The following is a 20586-nucleotide window of genomic DNA, read 5'->3' on the forward strand; positions in this document are numbered from 1 at the left end:
TTACCCATTTCCCAAGGGTTTCCGCCAGTTGGCGGCCTCGTCGGCAAACGAAGACTTTTCGATAGTTACTCGTATTGATACCCGGGAAATCCAGTTAAATCAAGTCTGTTGCCGCATTTTTCTTGAATATGCTCATTTTCGGCACACGAGAAAAGTCTAGAAATCTTCTTGAAAATCGACAACTTGGAACCAGAGGGGCGCTCTTGTCACACACATTGAATCAAAAAGCAACATTAAATCAACTGTTTAACCAAGCTCAGACGCAAACGGAGCTGCTTCAATTTGACACAGCTCCGTTGTTCTCGCTTATTCCTTGCCAATATTTATGGTCGCATTCACAGCCTCTTTCATCTCATCCTTTTTGGAATCGAAGGCGTCCGCCATGAGCAACAGCAGCTTGTTGGGCTTCTTGGTTTCGACGAGTTGGACCTCGACGACAATAGGTACCGGTACGTGCTTGTCAGTCCCGGCATCCCCAGACCACTCAGGCAGCAACATCCAGCCGCTTTGCTTCCCTTGCAGAGCATCTTTCTTGAGTTCGGTCTTTTTCTTGAGTTCATTGAAAACGAGCGTTGCAGCGCCGAACGCGGTACTCTCTGACTTTGGATCAGGCTTGGCAGGCAAACGGAAGGTGAAATGCGCCACGACATTGATCTTGCGCTTCCCCTTGAGCCCTCCGTTGTAGAAGACATACTTGGGGACCAATCGCATGGCCTCCATGCTATCCGAATACTCTATCCCGGCGATGAGCATGAATTTCTCATCGGTCAGATTCAGGAGCCCTTTGGCCTCGGCTTCAACAGACCCATTGGTTTTTGCGACACTTCCACCAAAAGTTCCATGAGCCACCACAATTGTAGGATGCAGCGCAGCTGTTTTCCCCGTCATGGATCCGGGCAAAGCAAGAATACCAGTCTTCTTCTCTTTCTTTTCTTTTTGAACAACCCGGGCAAGCTGCATGCCGCCTGCCGAGACCGACACTTCTGCAAGACTCTCCTTACCTGCCGCCTTTTTCAGTGCAACGGACATCATGTCAAATCCCTTGTCGATGACACCCTTGGCCAACAAGGTTCCCACACTGCCGACCAGCCCAGTCATGCCGCCCCACAACATTTTTTGATCGTCAGCCGGTTGGACTATCTTATTCAGCCCTACCCCCGATGAATACACATAGGCCCGCGTATCCACGATGGTCCGGATAGGCTCTTTCTGTCTTGCCTGAGCAGTTGTCGGAATCGATAACGAAACAGCAAGCACCATAGCCAGCAGGACCGCGACAACGCGGCCAGTTCCTCGATACGTGATCATAATGAAACCTCCTCGTTTGAAGAGGCTATACCATGATTCGCATATCAATTATAGTCTATTCTAATTTTCGGCAGGAATATATTCGGGAACCACACGCATGAGGATGGCACGGATAGTGTCGCCATCATAGTGCTCTGCAGCATGGAGCAGGGCGGCAATTTCGCCGTCCAGAGAATCGGCAGAGGCGCAGCAGTCGGTTCCGAGGACCAGAATCTTCTCGTGCTCGGTGCGGACGATGCCCTCGCCCTCGGTGATGAGCTCTTCGAAGAGCTTCTCGCCCTCACGCAGGCCGGTAAAGGCGATCTCCACGTCCACATCAGGCTCCTTGCCCGATAGGCGGATGAGGTCGCGGGCCATATCCGCGATCTTGACCGGGATACCCATATCCAGCACGAAGATCTCGCCGCCGGTGCCCTTCTCGCCCATGCTGCCAGCTTGCAAAATGAGCTGGGAGGCCTCGGATATGGACATGAAATAGCGGGTCACATCGGGATGGGTGACCGTGACCGGCCCACCTGCCTCGATCTGGCGACGGAAGAGCGGCACAACCGAGCCACTGGAGCCCACCACGTTGCCGAAACGAACAGCCATGAAGCGGGTACCGTGGCCGTGCATGGATTGCATGAGCAGTTCGGTCACGCGCTTGGAGGCGCCCATTACATTGGTGGGACGCACGGCCTTATCGGTGGAGACGACAACAAACCGCTCAACTCCGCTCTCCACAGCAGCTTCCATGACGGTACGGGAGCCCAGGATATTGTTGCGAACGGCCTGCCACGGGTTGCGCTCCAGCATAGGTACATGCTTGTAGGCTGCGGCGTGAAAGACCACCGAGGGTGTATGCTCGGCAAAGGTCTTGGCCATGAGATCGCTGTCCGTGATATTGCCCAGTACCGTGGAGTAGTTGGTGAAACCGAGGTCGTGATGCAGCTCCATCTGGATCTGATAGAGATTGTACTCGCCTGAATCCACCAGCACGATATGTCCCGGCCTGAAGCGGACGATCTGACGGCAGAGTTCGGAACCGATGGAGCCTCCGCAGCCGGTCACCAGCACGGTCTGGCCCGTGAGATACCCCTCGATACCTTTCGTATCCAGCGAGACCGGAGAACGACCGAGGAGATCGAGGTAATCCACGTCACGAAGCGCCTTGATATCCACCTTGCCATCCATGATCTCGGTCATGGCAGGAAGGATCTTGTAAGGGACGCCGGTCCCTTTGCAGGCATCGGCAATCATACGCATCTGTTCGCCGGACGCTTCGGACACGGCGATGAAGATTTCGTCCACCTCTTCGCTGTCCACGGTGTGTTTCATGATGTCGAGACCACCCAGCACGGGTTTGCCATGGATGGTTCGCCCCACCTTGGCCTTATCGTCATCCAGAAACCCCACCAGCCGATACTGAACCGGGTTGCTGGCCAGCTCGCGACCGATTCTTTCTGCAGCCCGTCCACCGCCCACCACGAGGACGGTTTTGCGGGGCACCGCAGAGACAGCCAGCCCTTCGCTGGAGGTATAAAAGGCACGAATGGACAGGCGCAGCCCGCTACAAAAGAGCAGGGTCAGGACCCAGTCGATGACAAAGATGGAACGCGGCACACCGATAAAGGAAAAGCGGAATAAAACGAACGTGATCAGGATCAAGTTCTGAACGGCAGTAATGCGTAGCAGTTTCCAGAAATCATCCACGCTGGTGTAGCGCCACATGCCTCGGTACAGACCGAAGAAGACAAAGGCCAAGGCCTTGAAGACCAGAACATATTTGAGCAACCCCTTGAACTGCATAAAGAAAGGGGCAGGAATGTTGAAGTCGAAGCGGAAGGAATAAGACAGAAGCAGGGCGAGCGTGAAGATCAACATGTCCGCAATGAACATGACGTAAAAATTCACATTTCGTAGGTTGGGCAGATTCAGCTTCATTTCACCACGTTTTTTATAACCTGTGCGACACGCTTCAGGTCTTCTTCTGTCAGGGCCGATCCGGACGGCAGACAGATGCCTCGCCGGAACAGATCCTCACTCACCTCGCCGCCGGTCCGGGGTGTATCCTTGAACACCGGCTGGAGATGCATTGGCTTCCATACCGGGCGGGACTCGATGTTCTCCGCCTCCAACGCCAATCGGATTTCTTCGGGCGTTACACCGCAAGAATCATCCACCAGCATGACGGTAAGCCATCGGTTGGCCTCTCCATACGCGGCCTCGGGCATGAATTCAACTCCGGGCAATCCGCCCAGTTCCGTCTCATACCACTGGGCGATCTCTCGCAACCGTTTCACAAACCCCGGCAGGGCGTCCATCTGACCAAGTCCGATGGCGGCCACCACATTAGACATGCGGTAATTGTAGCCGATGGTGGTGTGTTCGTAGTGTGGAGCGTCATCGCGGGCCTGCTGGGAAAGCCAGCGCGCCTTGTCGATAAAGTCCTTGTCGTTCGAGGCCAGCATGCCGCCACCACTGGTGGTGATGATCTTGTTGCCGTTGAAGGAATAGATGGCAGCGTCGCCGCCGAATCCGGCATGGTTGCCCTTGTAAGTGGCCCCCACGGCCTCGGCCGCATCGATGACCAACGGGATATTGTGCGGTTCGCACACGGCACGGATGGCATCGTAATCCGCACACTGACCGTAAAGGTCCGTAGGCACAACCGCCCCCACGCGCTTACCTGCGGCTTGCACCTCTTCCACGGCTTGTTGCAGCAGAACCGGGTCCATGTTCCATGTATCCCGGTCACAGTCCACAAAATGAAGTTCCGCTCCAAGAAATGTGGCTGGCGAGATCGACCCGATAAAGGTCAGGGTCGAGGCGATGACAACGTCACCCTCTTTCACGCCAAGAAGGCGCAGGGCCAGATGCATGGCCGCCGTGCCGCTGGCAAGGCCCAGGCAATACTTGAAACCGGTCAGTTCACAAAACCGTTCCTCAAACTGTGCAAGTTGCGGCCCAAGCGGCGCGATGAAGTTAGACTCGAAGGCCTGCTTCACAAAGTCCAGTTCAGTACCGCCCATGTGCGGCGGGGAAAGATAAATGCGTTTGCTGCTCATTGCCTGATCCTCATATGTCCACGCCCAAACGGGCGGCGAGTTCCTGTATCGTGCCCACTTCCTCGTGGGGCGCGGCGGCTTCGTCGGCCGGTTCGTCAGCCTCGCGCAACTGCCCCGGCAGCCGCAACCGCAGGGCCAGCCACCCCAGCTTACGGGGTGCGATAAAATCTTTTACAGGATTATCACCAACATAGACAAGCCCGTTGTGTTCGACCCCGAGACTCGACGACAGCAGCTCAAAACCAGCGGTGTCCGGCTTCCAATGCTCCCGCCCCAATGCATCGGTCAAAACGACCTTGTCCACCAGCTCGCCAACGCCTAGAGCCTCGGCCTTGGCCTTCTGCGATGCCAGCGGACCATCGGACAGCACGCCCATGGGCATACCCTTGGCGCGCAAAGCATCAATCACCTTGCGCATGGCCGGGATGATGGAAATATCGGGATGATGCGTACGATATGCTTCGACCAGCTCTGGTATCTCGTATTTGTCAGCGATGGCCGGGAACTCGTCCAGCAAGCGATTGAAGGTATCGCCACGCACACCGGATTCGAACATCGACCACATGGCTTTGAACACCGCGTCTTCGTCGGCCACGTCGCCCACGTGGCGGGCCACGGCCCGAAACCCGCTCTTAACGTAATCCCGCTCCAGACAGAGGGTATCGTCCATGTCAAAGACCACGCCCTTGATTACCATTTGGGCTCCGTGGTGAAAACTTCAGTGTAGGAACGGGTCATGGCCATACCCTCGGTGTACTCGCCGAGCTTGGGTGCTACGTTCTCACCTTCCACCATCTGCATCAGCCACTCGGGGTAATGTCCGCCTGCGGCATGTCCCAACGGGAATCCACCGCCAAAACGGGGATTGATCTCAAAGAGAACATACTCGTCACCGGTCAGAAACGCCTGCAACGTCATGGGACCGATGCCGCCCATTTCACCGATGATTTTGAGCAACGATTCAAGCCATTCTCCCAGACCGGGCTCCTTGATGGTCAAACCCTGCACAGACTCACCGCCCACGGTCTTGACCCGGATTCGCGGCACGTAATGGATGGGATTGCCGTCAAAATCGATCAGGGCATCGATGGTGATCTCACGGCCTTCCACGCGCTCTTGGACTATGGCATTGGGCACCTGTGTCAGCATCACCTCAAGGTCCTTTCGCTCCACCGGATAGGCATCCTGACTGGCGCTGCCGTCCCTCGGCTTCACGAACAGTTTCTCCGGCAGGTCTTTCTTGAGAGCCTCTTCAGGCAGCCACGAATACGGAACGCGAACACCCTTTTTCTCAAAGACGAGGGAGGTGTTCCACTTGTCTCGGCAGGCACCCACCAATTCCGGCGAGGAGATCAGGAGACGGCAGCCGAGCTCAGCGAACTGCGCTGCATTGGCCGCAAACACGGCCAACTCTGTGTCGATGGTCGGAACCACCAGCTTGATGTCATGCTGCTTCACATAGTCCAGCAGAAACGGGATGTATTCGTCCGTGGTCACTCGCGGCAACTGGACTGACTCGTCCGCCAGATACAAGGCCGGAGCCAACCCGTCCATGTCGCCGGCAAAGACCTTGCCGCCGCGTCTGCCCGCTGCATCCTTGAAATGGGCCAGCAGGGACGTGCGTCTTCCGGCCGATGTGATCAGTACGTTCATAAATTATGTCGCTTTGGGCATGTCACCCTGTTTTTGCATTGTCGTGTCGAGCCGAGAATTAACAGGTTTTCACGGGCTGTACAACGTTTCCAGTTCGTTGAAGGCACACGGAACGCCGTAGGAACCAGCACCATCAAGCGCACAGAAGTGCAACAACTTGCAGCCCGCGGGGAATCAAGGTACTAGCGGGTTCTGCCTGTTCAGGCATCTATATTAAGGAGAATATCAATGACCAAAATAGCAATACTGTTCCCGGGGCAGGGGTCCCAGGAAAAAGGCATGGGCAAGGACGTCGCCGAGAAATACAGCGAGGCGCTGGATCTGTGGAAGCTGGCCGAGGCTGAATCCGGTCTGCCCCTGCGTGAGATTTACTGGGACGGCGAGGCCGAAGACATGGCCAATACCCGTGCCCTGCAGCCGGCCCTGACCGTGACCAATCTGAGCCTGTGGCTGGCGGCCAAGTCCAAACTGAACGCAGGCGCAACCGGTGGCCACAGCCTCGGTGAGTTCGCCTCTCTGGCTGCTGCCGGTGTTCTGTCCATGGAAGACACCATCAAGGCTGTCACCCTGCGCGGCAAGCTCATGAGCGAATCCGGCGGGGCTGGTCACGGCATGGCCGCCATCGTCAAGATGAAGCAGGACGCCGTGGAAGAGATCGTTGAGAACGCTGCCAAGGAAACCGGCAAGGAACTCAAGATCGCCAACTACAACTCCCCGGCCCAGTTCGTCATCAGCGGCGAGAAGGAAGCCCTCGACGTTGCCAGCGAGCAGGTCAAGGCAGCCAAGGGCCGCGCCATTGCTCTGGCCGTGTCCGGCGCATTCCACAGCCCCCTGATTCAGGAAGCCGCCGACGAGTTCGCCTCCTTCCTGGGCGGCCTGAACTGGAATGCTCCGGCCTTCCCGATTTTCCATAACGCCACGGCCCTGCCCGAGCCCGATGCCGACAAGACCATGGCCATCATGCAGAAGCAGATGACATCCTCCGTCCTCTGGATCCAGACCCTGCAGTCCATGTACGGCATGGGCCTGCGCCATTTCGTGGAAGTTGGCCCCAAAGGCGTGCTCTTCAAGATGCTCAAGCCCAACCTCAAGGCATCCGGCGACGACTGGACTGGTGCTGCAGTGGGCAACCTGGAACAGGCCGAAGCCCTGTAGGAGATTATTGTGAGCGGCAAGTACGGCATAATCGGGTGGCCTCTGGGACACACCATGAGTCCCACCCTGCACAACTGGGGATTCGAGCAGCTCGGGCTGGACGGGCAGTATAATGCCTATCCGCTGGAGCCGGAGAAACTGGCTGCATTTATGGAGCAGGTCCGGACAGAGCCCATCAAGGGCATGTCCGTCACCATCCCTCACAAGCAGACCGTCATGCCCCACCTGGACCGGATCACTGACCGGGCCAAGGCCGTAGGCGCCGTAAACACACTCTATTGGGATGGCGACATGCTGTGCGGCGAGAACACTGACGTCATCGGTGTCATCGCCCCCCTGAAGAAGCTGACGACCATGCCTGAATCGGCCATGGTCCTCGGCGCAGGTGGCGCGGCACGGGCTGCGGTTGCCGGTTTTCTGGAGCTGGGCATCAAGGATGTATCCATCACCAACCGTACCCTGAGCAAAGCCGAAGAGCTGGCCAACGACTTCGGCATCCGCTGTGTGGCATGGGAGGAACGCATGAACGAGGCCCCCGGCCTCATCTGCAACACCACGCCGCTGGGCATGTCCGGCGACATGGCCTCCCTGACACCGTGGGACGCGGACCGATTCCCGGCAGGCTGCATCGCCTACGACATCGTATACAACCCGCTCGACACCCGCTTCCTGCGCGAGGCTACCGATGCCGGATGCGTCACCATCTCCGGCCTTGAAATGTTCCTGCACCAGGGGCTGGCCCAGTTTCGCCTCTGGACCGGCAGAGACATGGATGAAGACGGCGCAAGAAAGCTGCTGCTGAAGGCTCTTGCGAGCTAGAGACTTGCAGCCAACTGCTGATTGCCGTACGTTGCCGTTACGATAATCAACATAAAGGTGAACGATTATGCATACATTACGCTACACTATTCTGACACTGGCCCTGCTGGTTTTCACTATGGCAGGCGGCCTCACTTCCTCCGCAGATGCTGCCGGCCCCAACCCTGTGGTTGTCATGGAAACTTCCATGGGTCGAATCATCATGATGCTGTACCCCAAAGCAGCACCCAAGACCGTGGAAAATTTCCTGAAATATGTGGATGCGGGCTTTTATGACAAAACCATCTTCCATCGAAGCATCACTATGGAAATGATGAAAGTTGCCGAACCAAGACTGCAGCCCTCCTACAACATTGTTCAGGGCGGAGGTTTTACCGCCGGGCCACGGCCCAAACGCCCCCTCTTTCCTCCCATCAAGGATGAAAGTGAGTTTTCCTTGAAAAATGAGGTAGGCACCATTGCCATGGCGCGCACTTCTGATCCGGACTCGGCCACAAGTCAGTTCTTCTTCAACATGACAGACAATACTGGTCTGGATTATGTTGCATATAAAAGGACTATCATCGTGGGATACAAGGATGAGGATCAGGATGACATGGTACGTCGCCCGGGATACACCGCCTTCGGCAAGGTTATCCGTGGCTGGGACACCGTTGAAAAGATTCATCAAATCGAAACCCAGACCAAAGGTCGCTACAAGAATACGCCCGTTAAGGACGTCTACATTGTCAAAGCCTACCGCGCCAAATAAAGCGTCTGCGACAGAATTATAAAAGGCCGGGAGCGCATCATGCTCTCCCGGCCTTTTTTTCTTGATATTATAAACAATTAAATCGTGCAGGTGTCGCAGGAGCATTCGACAAAGAGGTCGTAGACCTCGCCGACCTTGTCTACCACGTTGACCGCGGCCAGGTCCATCATGTCTGGGGAGAGTCCAAGACGCTCCACCACCTCGTTGGACACTGTGTAGTTCAGGCCGTCCACGCCCAGTCCCACGCCGATCATTTTGGCCAGCACGTTGCCGATATGGACCAGATCCAGCACCAGGCTTTCTCCTTTATACTCATCCGGGCGCAGATGGTAACGGACCACGTTCGTGATCTCAGGCGGCAAGTGCCATGATTCAAGCAGAATACCGCCCACTTCGGCGTGGTTGATGCCGAGCACCATATCCTCGGCTTTGTCAAAGGGCACCCCCCGCTCCAGAGCCAGCTCCAAAATGGGATGCACGTTGACCTTGACGTAGGCGCCCATGAGCACCTTGCCGATGCCGGACAACAACCCGGCGGTATAAGTATAATCCGGCACATCCAGCCCCAGCACTTCACCCACCTCTCGGGCAGCCAGTCCAACGGTGACCGAATGCTGCAAATGCATATTCGGAGCCAGATCATAGCCTTCCACTGTCCGGACATAGGACAGGGCCACACCCGTGGAAATGACGAACTGCAACACCTGGCTGGTGCCCAGTTTCACGATGGCATCTTTGGCCGTGCACATGGGACGGCTACCGCTGAAAAAGGAGGCGTTGACCACCTTGAGCAGGTTTGCCGTCAGCCCCGGGTCATGTTCGATGACGCGGGCCAGATCCTTGATATCGGCATTGGGATCTCCCAACAAAGCCGCCGCCTTGGGCGCACAGCTGGGGATGGCCACCACCTCGGCCACCCGAGCCAATATTTCTTCGCGTCGATTCATAATTCCGTCTCCTCCCCGAGAGAACGAACCACCGTGCGCCCGTCCTCCAAATGAAGGAACAGGGTCCTTGGCACGGTACCTCCCACCTCTTTGGCGGCGAGCTGCACATGATTCCGCGCGAACAGCTTCTCAAGGGCCTCGAAATTTCTCGCGCCCGTGTTGAACAAATTGTCATTTCGCATGTTCGCTCCTCCGGCAGCCTTGAATATCAACCGCTTCTTCTCCGCGCCTTTGTCCACCAGTTGCCGGACCATCATGGCGACCCCCGTATTCACGAACATGAACGGGTTCTCGCGCGATTTGTGTCTGGCGGCAGTGGATGTAGGCAACAGGCAATGAACCATGGCACCGATCCGCAACTCCGGATCATAGGCGGTGACACCCAGGCAAGACCCGAGGGAATACGTGACGATCACGTCCTCGGCTCTGGTCGAGAGCTTCATGTCAGATATGTTGACGACAAGCAGGTTCATTACAACAGTCCAAACTTCATTGTGATTTCGGAAGGCGGCATCGCCGTTTTGGGAAAAGCTACACGACCACGGGGTTTATTGCCAACCCATTATTTTTTTATCTTTGCTCCGTACGCGGCCAAAAGAATTCCCCGCATCTCTTGTCCATAGAGATACGGGGAACATTCATTATATCAATGACAACTACCTGACTTTATTCACTCTCCACGGCGGAATCATCAAACTGCATCTGGTACAGGCGATCATACAGCGGGCAGGTCGCCAGCAGCTCCTTGTGAGTGCCGGTTGCGACGATCTTACCCTGCTCCATAACCACAATGACGTCTGCGGTGAGGATGGTGGACAGGCGATGAGCAATGACGATGGAAGTGCGCCCCTGCATGAGATTCTCCAGCGCCTGCTGCACCACGCGCTCGGACTCGGTATCCAGCGCACTGGTGGCCTCGTCGAGAATGAGAAGCGGCGGGTTCTTCATGATGGCGCGGGCAATGGTGAGCCGCTGCTTCTGGCCGCCGGAAATCTTCACGCCGCTTTCGCCCACCACGGTGTCGTACCCTTCGGGCATCTCCATGATGAACTTGTGGGCATAGGCGGCTTCAGCTGCGCGCTTCACATCGTTCAAGTCATACTCGTCACGGGCGTAGGCGATGTTCGCCACCACGGAATCGTTGAACAGGAAGGTGTCCTGCGAAACAAGTCCAAGCCCCATGCGCAAACTCGGCAGGGTGAACTCTTCCAACGGCGTACCATTGAGCCGTATCGCACCCTGCTGCGGAGAGTAGAAGCGGGGGATAAGGTTGACCAGCGTGGTCTTGCCCGATCCACTGGGGCCGACAACAGCCACACGCTGTCCTGCCTGAATGGTCAGGGACACGCCGTCCAGTGCAGGACGGGGTGCATCGGGATAGGAAAAGTGGATGTCCTCAAAGGCCAGTTCCTTGAAGTTGCCATCAAAGACCTTGTCGCCTTCCTGTTCGATGACGATCTCGGGCGAATCAAAGATATCGAAGACGCGCTCGGCACCGGCCAGCCCCTGCTGGATCTGATTATTGGACATATTGATCTTTTTAATCGGCTCATAGAGCTGCACAAGGCAGACAAGGAACGCGGTCAGATCACCGGGGGTCATGACGCCTTCGATGACGCGGGAGCCACCGACCCAGAGCACGCCTGCGCCAGCACCTGCGGCCACGAAGTCCATGACGCGGGAAGAAGATTCGCTGTAAAAGATCTGTCGGATGATCGCCTTGGCCAGGTTCTTGTTCTCTGCATGGAACCGCATGCTTTCGCGCATTTCATTGGCGAACGCCTTGATGACCTTCACGCCGGAGAAGGATTCCTCCAGCACCACGTTGACCCCAGACAGCTCGGCCTGCATCTTGCGGCCGTATTTACGGACCTTCTTGCCGAACCAGATGATGGGGAACAAGGCCACGGGCATGACAATCAACGACCAGAATGCCAGATAAGCATCCAGATAGATGACCGTACCGATCAGTCCGATGAGGGTGAATATCTGCCGGATGAACATGATGACGCTGGGCAAACATTGGCGCACAGCCACCACATCATTGGTGATACGGCTCATGAGCATGCCGATTTCGCTTTCGGCAAAGAACGGCATGGGCAGGCGGATGATCTTGTCGAACAGGGCCTTGCGCATGTCTTTCAGCACCAGAATACCCGTGGAGTTCATGACATACACCTGACAGAACTGGAACACACCCTTGAAGATGATGAGAGCCACCAGACCCACGATGCACATTTTCAGCGTCGCCATATCCTTGGCGATGAGCACCTCGTCGGTGACGTATTTCGTCAGCCAGCCCAGGGCAGGGGCGATGGGGGCGTACAGCAGCATGGCCAGCACGGCGAATGCCACGCGCCCTTTATAGGGGGCGAAGTAACTGATGCTCCGTTTGAGCATGTAGCGGTTGCCCATATAATGAAGCTTGGGTTGTTTAGCCAAAATGTCTCCTTTATGTGCGGCACACATGGCCGCCAAGCATTCTGTAATGGGTTGAGGCTTGTTAGTAAAGGGAAAGGCAAAAGGGGAAGTCGGCCTGCGGCCTCCATTGTCAGGTGATTTCGCCTCCGGCGGCCAAAGGGAGAGACCCTTTGGAATCCCAACCTGCGCCTTTGGCGCAATAATTTTTCGCGCCGAAGGCGCATAAGCGGGATGCAAGGGCGCGAGTCCTTGCCCGCCGGGCTTCAGCCGTTAGCGAGTCTTCGAGCTTTACGGATGTAGACAGCAGAGATAGGCGAAATCACCTGACAATCGCCGCGAAGCGGCATCCTCTTCCCTCTTTACTCATTATTAAGGTTCACAAACTTGCATTCTGTTCAAATTTATCCAAGAGTCCCTCGCATGAGCACGCACACTTCCATCGCTGTCCTGGCTGACATCCATGGCAACTCGCTTGCCCTGAAAGCGACCCTTGATGACATCGCCCGGCGAGGCATCACCCGCGTCGTCAATCTGGGCGACATATTCTATGGTCCCCTCGACCCGGCCGGGACATGGGAGATTCTCCGCGAACTGGAGATTCCAACCATCCTCGGCAATCAGGATCGCATCCTGCTGGAAGGCGGCCCGCAATGGGAAGGCATCCCGACCTTCAAAACCACCGTGGACGGGATCGGCAAGGACGGCATGGAATGGCTCCGGTCACTGCCTGCCACGCAACTCATGGATGACACCATCCTGCTTTGCCACGGCACCCCCAAGGATGACTTGAAATACCTGCTGGAGGATATCACTACGGGCCTGCCTGCCGTTCGGGATTGCACAGAGATGGAAGACGACATCCTGCCCGAGGCCATCCACAGCTCGCTGATTCTGGCAGGGCATTCCCACCACCCGGGACTGGCACGCTGCCATGACCGGACACTTATCAATCCCGGCAGCGTCGGCCTGCCCGCCTATGACGATGATGATCCGCCACACATCATGGCCTCTGGATCGCCCCACGCAAAGTACGCCATCGTGGAACGACGTGACGGGCTGTGGGATGCCGATTTCGTGAATGTTGAATATAACTGGCAAAAAGCGGCAGAAATGGCACGAAACAACGGTCGAGAGGACTGGGCCGAATGGCTGCTGACGGGCATGGCCTAACCCGTATCAGCTCCTTTGGACGCCGCACTGTCCATGACACGAGTCACTTTTCCACAGCAATCGCATTCTTTTTCTGGACTTTTTTTAGATTTTTCTTGAGAATGCGGCCAGAATCTAGGATCCAATCGTGCGCCCTGCAAAACTTGGCCTAACGAACAGGAAACAGGAATATTCGGTTAGCGAACCGTCATGAAAACGCTACATACCGTCATCAAACGAATCGTGCCCATTCTGGCGCTCCTGGCGCTGGCATCTTTACTGGTGGGCGTCCCCGATTCCTCCATGGCCCAGTCGGCCAAGTCCTACTTCATCGTGGGACATTCCGATTTTCACGCCCTCATCAAGAATAAAAAGAAACGGAAATACCGCTCCAACTGGCAAAAGGTGGAGAAGAATTTCTCCCGCTGCTACAAAGCGGACCCCAACGGTTCCTACGCTCCCAAAGCACTCTACTACATGGGCCGCGTACATGAGGAGCTCGGCGGTCAAAGCGGTCTCAAGTCCGACTTCCGCCGTGCCGCAGACTACTTCGGCCGTGTTGTCAGCCGATTCCCCCGCCATGGTTGGGCCGACGACTGCCTCTATCACCGGGCCGACATCTATGCCCGCCGCCTCAAAGAGACATCTGCCGCCCGCAAGGATCTGGCCCGCATCATCGTGGACTACCCCCGTTCCGACATGCACTCCAAGGCCAAGGCGTATCTGAAGAAGCTCGGCAAATACAATCAGTCCATAGCTGAAGCACAGGGCAAAAGCGCCCCGTCCAAGGCCGCTGCCGCCAAACCCAAATCCACGCCCAAGAAAGCCGCTGTCCAGAAGGCTCCGGCCAGACCAAGGGATCCGTCCGGCATCGCCCATCTCGATACGGTCCGCTACAAATCCAGTGACGAATACACCCGCGTGGTGCTCGAGCTGGATGGCCGCGTCAAATACCGCTATCAGGTGCTCGACCCGAACCCGGCCGTGAACCGCCCCCACCGCCTCTACATCGACCTGCAAGGCTCACGTCTCGGCCACGACGTTACCGCGGCCACCACTGTCTCCGACGGCATTCTCCGCTCCATCCGCACCGGCCAATACAACAAGGACACCACCCGCGTGGTCCTCGATTTTCTGTCCATGCAGGAATACAAAGTGTTCCCGCTGGACAATCCCTACCGCATCGTCATTGACGTGTATTCGCCTGATGGCAGCACCCCCGTGGCCACGGCTGCTCCGGCCAAGTCCTCGGGCAAGAAAACCACGGCCAACTCCAAGTATCGCCCGCCCAGCGGTTCCAAGTCCCAGGCTGGCGACCTGCTTGAACAGCTCGGCCTCACGGTCCGCACCATCATGATCGACCCCGGCCATGGCGGCAAAGACCCCGGCGCCGTATCCAACGGCTTGCGTGAAAAAGACGTGAACCTCCGCTTTGCCAAGATCCTTGGCGACATGCTTCAGGAGAAGGGGTTCAACATTCATTTTACACGCACCAACGACACATTCATTCGCCTAGAGCAGCGCACGGCCATGGCCAACGTCAAGAAGGCAGACCTGTTCCTTTCCATTCACTGCAATGCCAACCGCAGCCGCAAGGTCAACGGTCTTGAGACATACAGCCTGAACCTCGCCAAATCCAAGGACGCCGTTCGTATCGCAGCCCGAGAGAACGCCGTTGATCCGCGCTCCATTTCCGATCTCCAGTTCATTCTCACCGACCTCATGGTCAACTCCAAGATCAAGGAGAGCCGCGATCTGGCCAGCGATGTGCAGTCCAGCACGCTCAGCCGGGTACGTCGCCGCTGGCAGCTCAAGAGCAAAGGAACCCGGGAGGCGCCCTTCTACGTTCTCATGGGTGCAAAGATGCCCTCGGTGCTGGTTGAGCTCGGTTATCTGACCAACAAGACAGAAGCCAAGCGACTCAAGAGCAAGGAATATCTCGAATATCTCGCCCGTGGTGTGGTTGATGGTGTCATGGCCTACAAGGGCAAGATCGAACGATACGCGATGAATTAGGGAAAAGAAGCCCTCGCCGGGCGGCGTCTCCGACGGCTTAAGAACCTTTTGTAAAAGGTTCTTAAGAATCTCAAAAACTTTTTATCGCTCGCGAGGCCGCAGGCCGACTTCATCTTCTGATTTACCTTCAATCAACAAAGCGCAACTTCCCAAAAAGTCCAGGAACGGGTACACCACAGAATCATATGATCAAGGTCGACCACCTCTCATACAACTTCGGGGCCTATTGGGCGCTCAAGGACATCTCGTTCAATCTGGACAAGGGTGAATTTCTCTTCCTGACCGGCCACTCCGGCGCGGGCAAGACCACACTGCTCAGATTGCTGTACGGCGCGCTGCCCGTTACTCGCGGCAGGGCCACCGTCGCTGGCGTGCAGCTCAACAGGCTGAAGAAACGTCACGTCCCCCTGCTTCGCCGCAAAGTGGGCGTGGTTTTTCAGGACTTCAAGATTCTCCCGAAACGGACAGTGTTCGATAACGTTGCCATGGCACTGGAAGTTCGCGGCATGCCTCGAACCCATCTGGAACGCCGCGTGCGCGCCATTGTCCGCGCCATGGGACTGGAGACCAAAAGCTACTCGCCCTGCGAACGCCTGTCGGGCGGTGAACAACAACGCGTGGCCATTGCCCGGTCCATGGTGGCGAACCCGGAATTGATCCTCGCGGATGAGCCCACGGGTAACCTCGACTTTGATCTGACCATGCATCTCATGGAAATTTTCAAGCAGTTCAATACATACGGCACTACGGTGGTCATGGCGACCCACAGCCGCGAAGTGCTGGACTGTGTTCCCGATGCGCGCATTATCCACCTCCAAGACGGACGCATTGTCTCTGACGGTGACACCGTTTACGATCTCGAAGACGAGGAGGAACTGTTGTGATCGGTCAGCTTTTCCGACTCACCGGGCGCGGCATTGCCGACTTTGCCCTGCATCCCGTTGCCCAGCTGCTCACGCTGGTAGCCGTTGGCATGGTCACGCTCCTGACCGGCCTCATCCTTACCGGCCTGCACAACGTGAATCTGGAAATCCTCAAGTCGCGCGGCGAAGTGGAATTTCAGATGTACTGGAAGGCGGACTATCCCACCGAAGAAGTGCTCAAAGACTGGGACAAGGTCACGAACATGGAGCACCTCGACGATTTCCAGACCTTCACCCCGGAGAACGCCCTGACCGAACTTGCCTCCACGCTGGGCGAGACCGGCGATTTTTCATGGCTGGCAGACAACAACCCGCTGCCCTATTCCGGTCTGGCATTATTCAAGGTACCGCCCGATGCCCAGACTGATGGATGGGCGGCCAAGATCCTGACATCCCTCAAGTCGCTGCCCGGCGTCGAGAAGGTCAACTACACGCCCTTCCAGGCAGACCTGGCCCAAGGCTGGATGACCGTGACCCGCGTCATCATCTGGCCCATTCTCGGCTTCCTCGCGCTCATCGTCTCCCTCGTGGTGCACAACACCATCAAACTTTCGCTCATGACCCGCATGGACGAGGTGGAGATCCTGTCTCTGGTCGGTGCGCGACCCAGCTACATTCGCTGGCCGCTCCTTACCGGCGGTTTCCTGCAAGGCATTCTCGGCTCAGGCCTCGGCATCGGATTGCTCTATGCAGTTCATGCCGCCTCTGCCGACGCACTCAATTTCCCGCCGTTTCTCATCGAAATTCAGTTCATGCCGCTTGAGCAGGTAGCCCTGCTGGCTGGCTGCGTGACGCTGGTCTCAATGGCCTCAAGCTGGGTAGCCGTAAAGTAGGAAAGCCTTAGCCTTCGGCGACTGCTCGCCGCAGGGGCGTCTCCGACGTGTCAGGAACCCTTTGTAAAGGGTTCCCGACACCCTCCTAAACTTTTTGTCGCTCGCTTCGCTCGAAGCCCTTCGGTCTCAAACAATTTCCCTTTAAATAACTTTACGCCGACAGGCGCAGACGGGATTCCAAAGGCCCTCGGCCTTTGGTCGGGTGGAGGGTTGAAAACCCTGCTAGTCCATTCTTTATCCGCCCGCATGGGCGGCTCTCACGCCTGATTCCCCCAAAAGTAACCGGGCTGTCTATATCAACGGCTTGCCCCTGCCTGTTGCTTTGGGTATCGTGCGTGAAACCATCAACCCGGCAGGTCTCATGCTCAAGATACTGAAATCCCATCTGCTCATGTCTGCGCTTGTATACGGCGGCGCAATCATCACCCTTGCGGCCGCTCTGTGGATCGCGTGGCAATACGCTGATCCGGCACCGCCCACCAAGGTGACCATTGCTGCTGGCAGCCCCACGGGTGCATATTTTAAATATGCCCGCCAATATGCCGAATACTTCGCAAAACAGGGCATCGAGCTGGAAATCATCGAGACCAATGGGTCCATGGATAATCTGGAACGCATGAGCGCAGCGGACTCCAAGGTAGACGCGGCCTTCATGCAGGGCGGCATCGCCACGCCGGAACAACACCCCGACCTGCGCAGCCTTGGATCACTCTACTATGAACCGCTGTGGGTCTTCTATCGAAAAGACCTCAAGGTGAAGAAAATTTCGGACATGAAAGGTCTGCGCATCGCCATCGGGCCGGAAGGCAGCGGTACCAACTTTGTCATCTCCCGTATCCTTTCCGAGAACGGCATTGAAAAAGACAACACCAAGCTCATGGAAGTGGGTGCAGCCACCGCCATTCCCGCGTTACGCAAAGATGAAATCGACGTGCTGTTCCTCATCGCCGGGGTCAAATCCAAGGTCATTGAAACGCTGAGCGACCCGTCGGACAATATCGAGCTGATGTCCTTTGACCGCGCCGAGGCGTACTCTAGGTCCCATCATTATCTCCAGCGGCTCATCCTGCCGCATGGCGCCCTGGATCTGGCCAATGACCTGCCATCCAAGGACATCAGCATGCTCGCGCCCACGGCCAACCTCGTGGTGCGGGACGATATCCACGCTGCCATCAAGTACCTCTTTCTGCTGGCCGCAGCGGATATCCACATGAAGGGCGACATCTTCGCCATGCCGGGAACATTCCCTAACAACAAAGGGTTGCTCTTCCCGCTCACCGACGAAGCCGCCAGCTTCTACAAGAACGGCGCGCCGTTCCTGATGCGTTTCCTGCCCTATGCGCTGGCCGTCAATCTGGAACGCCTCAAGATTCTGCTCATCCCGCTGCTGACTTTGCTCTATCCGCTCTTCAAGGTAACACCACCCGCCTACCGCTGGCAGATCCGCCGCCGTATCTTCAAGTGGTACAAGCACCTCAAGGAGCTCGACATCGAGGCATACGACATCACCACGCTGGAGCAGGCCCAGAATATGCGGGCCCGTCTGGAGGAGTTGGATCGACAAGTCATGGAGACCTCGGTGCCACTGTCCTATTCGGACTACATCTACTCCCTGCGCCTGCACGTCCATCTCATTCAGGACCGCCTGGACAAGATTGATTTCGACAAAAAAGCCGAGGCCTAAGCAAACCATCAGGAGCCTTCAGCGCAACCACGCTGAAGGCTCTTTCTCTTCTGCCCCTCCCATATATAATGGTGAACCCTATGGTTTGTTGTCATCCTTCCCCATTCTGAAACGTTGTTGGCTATAAAAAGGGTGAGTTATGTTTCGAACACTGATTTTTGCCGCGACGATGATTGTGGCGCTGAGCAGCCATGCTTATGGAGAGTCCTATCCCATCGTGGATACCGGGCAGGAAGCCTGTTTCAACAAATCCCGCCAGATCGCATGCCCGGAGCCGGGGCAATCGTTCAACGGGCAGGATGCCCAATTCAAGGGCAACAAGGCCCGCTATCTGGACAACGGCGACGGCACCGTCACCGACCTCGTCACCGGCCTCATGTGGGTCAGGGAACGGGGCATGAAGATGTCGTGGAATGCAGCCGTGGACGGAGCCAAGGAATGCCGTGTAGGCGGCTATGACGACTGGCGCGCGCCCACCATCAAGGAGTTGTATTCTCTCATAAACTTCAATGGCTGGGGACAACCCACCGAACAGAACGCCATCCCCTATCTCGACACCCGCTACTTTGATTTCGAATACGGCGACACAAGACGGGGCGAACGTCTCATAGACTGTCAGGACTGGTCCGCCACCCAATATGTTTCCACGACCATGGGAGGTTCCGCCACCGCCTTTGGCGTGAACTTCGCGGACGGACGCATCAAGGGGTATCCCATCAACGGCCGGGGCAAGCAGGGCCGTAAATACATGCGCTACGTGCGCGGCAATCCCCTCTACGGCAAGAACTCATTTGAAGCCAACGGCAGCACGGTCATGGACAAGGCCACCGGCCTCACATGGCAAAAACGGGACAGCGGTACGCCCATGAACTGGGAGAGCGCCCTCTCCTATTGCGACAACCTGAATCTGGGCGGACACAAGGATTGGCGTCTGCCCAATGCCAAGGAATTGCAGTCCATCGTGGATTACACCCGCAGTCCTCAGACGAGCCGTTCCGCAGCCATTGATCCCAAGTTCATGGTCAGTGATCCCGAGTCCTATTTTTGGACCTCCACCACCCATCTCGATGGTCCCAAGCCAGACCGTGCAGTCTACGTCGCCTTTGGCCGGGCCATGGGCTATTTCGCGCCGCCCCGCTCCAATGCCTCCAAGCGTTTTCTCGATGTACACGGCGCGGGCGCCCAGCGCAGTGACCCCAAGTCCGGTGATCCGAGCCGTTTTTCCCAAGGCCATGGCCCGCAGGGGGACGACATTCGCATCGACAACTACGTGCGCTGTGTACGCGGCGGCACTGCCGTCTATTACCAGCCGCTTTTCAAGCGCATCCCCACATGGAAGGGAGGCGGCAATCCCGGTTCCTACGGCTCCAATACTCGTCAGCAGGATTTCAACATGCCGCGTCACGGAGGGCAGCAGGGCATGTCCATGCAGGTTGGTGGCAGAGGGCCACAGGGCGGAGGACGCCAAGGTGGAGGACGAATGGGACCGCCGCCCGAAGCCTATGAGGCCTGTTCCGGCGTCTCCAATAGCGGAGAATGTTCGTTCCAGTCGCCACACGGCACCGTCACCGGGCTCTGCCAAAACATGGGCAGCGGCACAGTCTGTGTGCCTGAAGGTGGGCCACCTCGATAGATAATCAGGATAGGAGGTCGGCCTTCGGCCTCCTTTTGACAGGTGATTTCGCCTCCGGCGGCCAAAGGGCTATAACCCTTTGGAATCCCACTCTGCGCCTTTGGCGCAATTTATTTCCGCGCCGAAGGCGCATATAGGATTCTTAAGGCCCTCGGCCTTAAGCCCGCCGAGAGGCAAAATCACCTGACAATCGCCGCGAAGCGGCATCCTCTCCTCTTTTCCCTCCTTGCCACGCATCGTTCGGCGT

General features: G+C 56.9%; 17 protein-coding genes. 9 read left to right on the forward strand and 8 right to left on the reverse strand.

Annotation, left to right across the window (positions count from 1 at the left end; genetic code table 11):
* Positions 1-306 precede the first annotated feature (306 nt).
* Genes HFN16_RS05280 through HFN16_RS05300 form a run of 5 tightly spaced genes read right to left on the reverse strand, consistent with a single transcriptional unit; the run spans position 307 to position 6008 of the window.
* Positions 307-1308 (reverse strand): hypothetical protein, encoded by a 1002-nt coding sequence (locus tag HFN16_RS05280; protein WP_168889720.1) that lies wholly within the window; start codon positions 1306-1308, stop codon positions 307-309.
* Between the two features lie 60 nt (positions 1309-1368).
* A complete protein-coding gene (locus HFN16_RS05285) occupies positions 1369-3231 on the reverse strand; it encodes a nucleoside-diphosphate sugar epimerase/dehydratase (protein WP_168889721.1) in 1863 nt (620 codons plus the stop codon).
* A complete protein-coding gene (locus tag HFN16_RS05290) occupies positions 3228-4355 on the reverse strand; it encodes an aminotransferase class I/II-fold pyridoxal phosphate-dependent enzyme (RefSeq protein WP_168889722.1) in 1128 nt (375 codons plus the stop codon). The genes HFN16_RS05285 and HFN16_RS05290 overlap by 4 nt, the downstream gene beginning before the upstream one ends.
* A 10-nt stretch (positions 4356-4365) precedes the next feature.
* On the reverse strand, positions 4366-5052 hold the full coding sequence (locus HFN16_RS05295; RefSeq protein WP_168889723.1) for an HAD family hydrolase: 687 nt from the start codon (positions 5050-5052) through the stop codon (positions 4366-4368).
* Positions 5046-6008: an ATP-grasp domain-containing protein gene (locus tag HFN16_RS05300; RefSeq protein WP_168889724.1), complete on the reverse strand. Its 963-nt coding sequence runs from the start codon at positions 6006-6008 to the stop codon at positions 5046-5048. Before HFN16_RS05300 ends, HFN16_RS05295 begins: the two co-directional genes overlap by 7 nt.
* 228 nt (positions 6009-6236) lie before the next feature.
* Here HFN16_RS05300 and HFN16_RS05305 point away from each other — a divergent pair, with 228 nt between their 5' ends.
* The 3 genes from HFN16_RS05305 to HFN16_RS05315 all read left to right on the forward strand — a co-directional run bounded on the left by HFN16_RS05305 (position 6237) and on the right by HFN16_RS05315 (position 8733).
* On the forward strand, positions 6237-7163 hold the full coding sequence (locus HFN16_RS05305) for an ACP S-malonyltransferase (protein WP_168889725.1): 927 nt from the start codon (positions 6237-6239) through the stop codon (positions 7161-7163).
* Positions 7164-7172: 9 nt separating this feature from the next.
* Positions 7173-7982: a shikimate dehydrogenase gene (gene aroE, locus HFN16_RS05310; RefSeq protein ID WP_168889726.1), complete on the forward strand. Its 810-nt coding sequence runs from the start codon at positions 7173-7175 to the stop codon at positions 7980-7982.
* 67 nt (positions 7983-8049) lie between these two features.
* Positions 8050-8733, forward strand: coding sequence for a peptidylprolyl isomerase (locus tag HFN16_RS05315; protein WP_168889727.1), 684 nt, complete (start codon positions 8050-8052; stop codon positions 8731-8733).
* A 77-nt stretch (positions 8734-8810) separates the two neighbouring features.
* On the opposite strand, the gene HFN16_RS05320 is transcribed toward HFN16_RS05315, so the two are convergent.
* From HFN16_RS05320 to HFN16_RS05330, 3 genes are all read right to left on the reverse strand, one after another.
* On the reverse strand, positions 8811-9680 hold the full coding sequence (locus tag HFN16_RS05320) for an HDOD domain-containing protein (RefSeq protein WP_168889728.1): 870 nt from the start codon (positions 9678-9680) through the stop codon (positions 8811-8813).
* Positions 9677-10153: a chemotaxis protein CheD gene (locus tag HFN16_RS05325; protein WP_168889729.1), complete on the reverse strand. Its 477-nt coding sequence runs from the start codon at positions 10151-10153 to the stop codon at positions 9677-9679. The genes HFN16_RS05320 and HFN16_RS05325 overlap by 4 nt, the downstream gene beginning before the upstream one ends.
* 193 nt (positions 10154-10346) lie before the next feature.
* A complete protein-coding gene (locus HFN16_RS05330; RefSeq protein WP_247648446.1) occupies positions 10347-12122 on the reverse strand; it encodes an ABC transporter ATP-binding protein in 1776 nt (591 codons plus the stop codon).
* 399 nt (positions 12123-12521) lie between these two features.
* Here HFN16_RS05330 and HFN16_RS05335 point away from each other — a divergent pair, with 399 nt between their 5' ends.
* The 6 genes from HFN16_RS05335 (at position 12522) to HFN16_RS05360 (ending at position 20339) form a co-directional block, all read left to right on the forward strand.
* Complete coding sequence (locus HFN16_RS05335) at positions 12522-13271, forward strand: metallophosphoesterase family protein (RefSeq protein ID WP_168889731.1); 750 nt, start codon at positions 12522-12524, stop codon at positions 13269-13271.
* Between the two features lie 189 nt (positions 13272-13460).
* Complete coding sequence (locus HFN16_RS05340) at positions 13461-15266, forward strand: N-acetylmuramoyl-L-alanine amidase (RefSeq protein ID WP_168889732.1); 1806 nt, start codon at positions 13461-13463, stop codon at positions 15264-15266.
* A 185-nt stretch (positions 15267-15451) separates the two neighbouring features.
* On the forward strand, positions 15452-16150 hold the full coding sequence (gene ftsE / locus HFN16_RS05345; RefSeq protein ID WP_168889733.1) for a cell division ATP-binding protein FtsE: 699 nt from the start codon (positions 15452-15454) through the stop codon (positions 16148-16150).
* Positions 16147-17022 (forward strand): permease-like cell division protein FtsX, encoded by an 876-nt coding sequence (locus tag HFN16_RS05350; protein ID WP_168889734.1) that lies wholly within the window; start codon positions 16147-16149, stop codon positions 17020-17022. Before ftsE ends, HFN16_RS05350 begins: the two co-directional genes overlap by 4 nt.
* Positions 17023-17383: 361 nt before the next feature.
* Positions 17384-18706: a TAXI family TRAP transporter solute-binding subunit gene (locus HFN16_RS05355; RefSeq protein ID WP_168889735.1), complete on the forward strand. Its 1323-nt coding sequence runs from the start codon at positions 17384-17386 to the stop codon at positions 18704-18706.
* 139 nt (positions 18707-18845) lie between these two features.
* Complete coding sequence (locus HFN16_RS05360) at positions 18846-20339, forward strand: DUF1566 domain-containing protein (protein WP_168889736.1); 1494 nt, start codon at positions 18846-18848, stop codon at positions 20337-20339.
* The last annotated feature ends 247 nt before the right edge of the window (positions 20340-20586 follow it).

The sequence above is a fragment of the Pseudodesulfovibrio sp. zrk46 genome, from assembly GCF_012516435.1.
GTDB lineage: Bacteria > Desulfobacterota > Desulfovibrionia > Desulfovibrionales > Desulfovibrionaceae > Pseudodesulfovibrio.

Coding starts and splice junctions, on each gene's coding strand:
- HFN16_RS05290 (WP_168889722.1), bottom strand. CDS start 4,355: ATGAGCAGCAAACGCATTTATCTTTCCCCGCCGCACATGGGCGGTACT.
- ftsE (WP_168889733.1), top strand. CDS start 15,452: ATGATCAAGGTCGACCACCTCTCATACAACTTCGGGGCCTATTGGGCG.
- HFN16_RS05320 (WP_168889728.1), bottom strand. CDS start 9,680: ATGAATCGACGCGAAGAAATATTGGCTCGGGTGGCCGAGGTGGTGGCC.
- HFN16_RS05300 (WP_168889724.1), bottom strand. CDS start 6,008: ATGAACGTACTGATCACATCGGCCGGAAGACGCACGTCCCTGCTGGCC.
- HFN16_RS05340 (WP_168889732.1), top strand. CDS start 13,461: ATGAAAACGCTACATACCGTCATCAAACGAATCGTGCCCATTCTGGCG.
- HFN16_RS05305 (WP_168889725.1), top strand. CDS start 6,237: ATGACCAAAATAGCAATACTGTTCCCGGGGCAGGGGTCCCAGGAAAAA.
- HFN16_RS05280 (WP_168889720.1), bottom strand. CDS start 1,308: ATGATCACGTATCGAGGAACTGGCCGCGTTGTCGCGGTCCTGCTGGCT.
- HFN16_RS05325 (WP_168889729.1), bottom strand. CDS start 10,153: ATGAACCTGCTTGTCGTCAACATATCTGACATGAAGCTCTCGACCAGA.
- HFN16_RS05295 (WP_168889723.1), bottom strand. CDS start 5,052: ATGGTAATCAAGGGCGTGGTCTTTGACATGGACGATACCCTCTGTCTG.
- HFN16_RS05360 (WP_168889736.1), top strand. CDS start 18,846: ATGTTTCGAACACTGATTTTTGCCGCGACGATGATTGTGGCGCTGAGC.
- HFN16_RS05315 (WP_168889727.1), top strand. CDS start 8,050: ATGCATACATTACGCTACACTATTCTGACACTGGCCCTGCTGGTTTTC.
- HFN16_RS05355 (WP_168889735.1), top strand. CDS start 17,384: ATGCTCAAGATACTGAAATCCCATCTGCTCATGTCTGCGCTTGTATAC.
- HFN16_RS05285 (WP_168889721.1), bottom strand. CDS start 3,231: ATGAAGCTGAATCTGCCCAACCTACGAAATGTGAATTTTTACGTCATG.
- HFN16_RS05335 (WP_168889731.1), top strand. CDS start 12,522: ATGAGCACGCACACTTCCATCGCTGTCCTGGCTGACATCCATGGCAAC.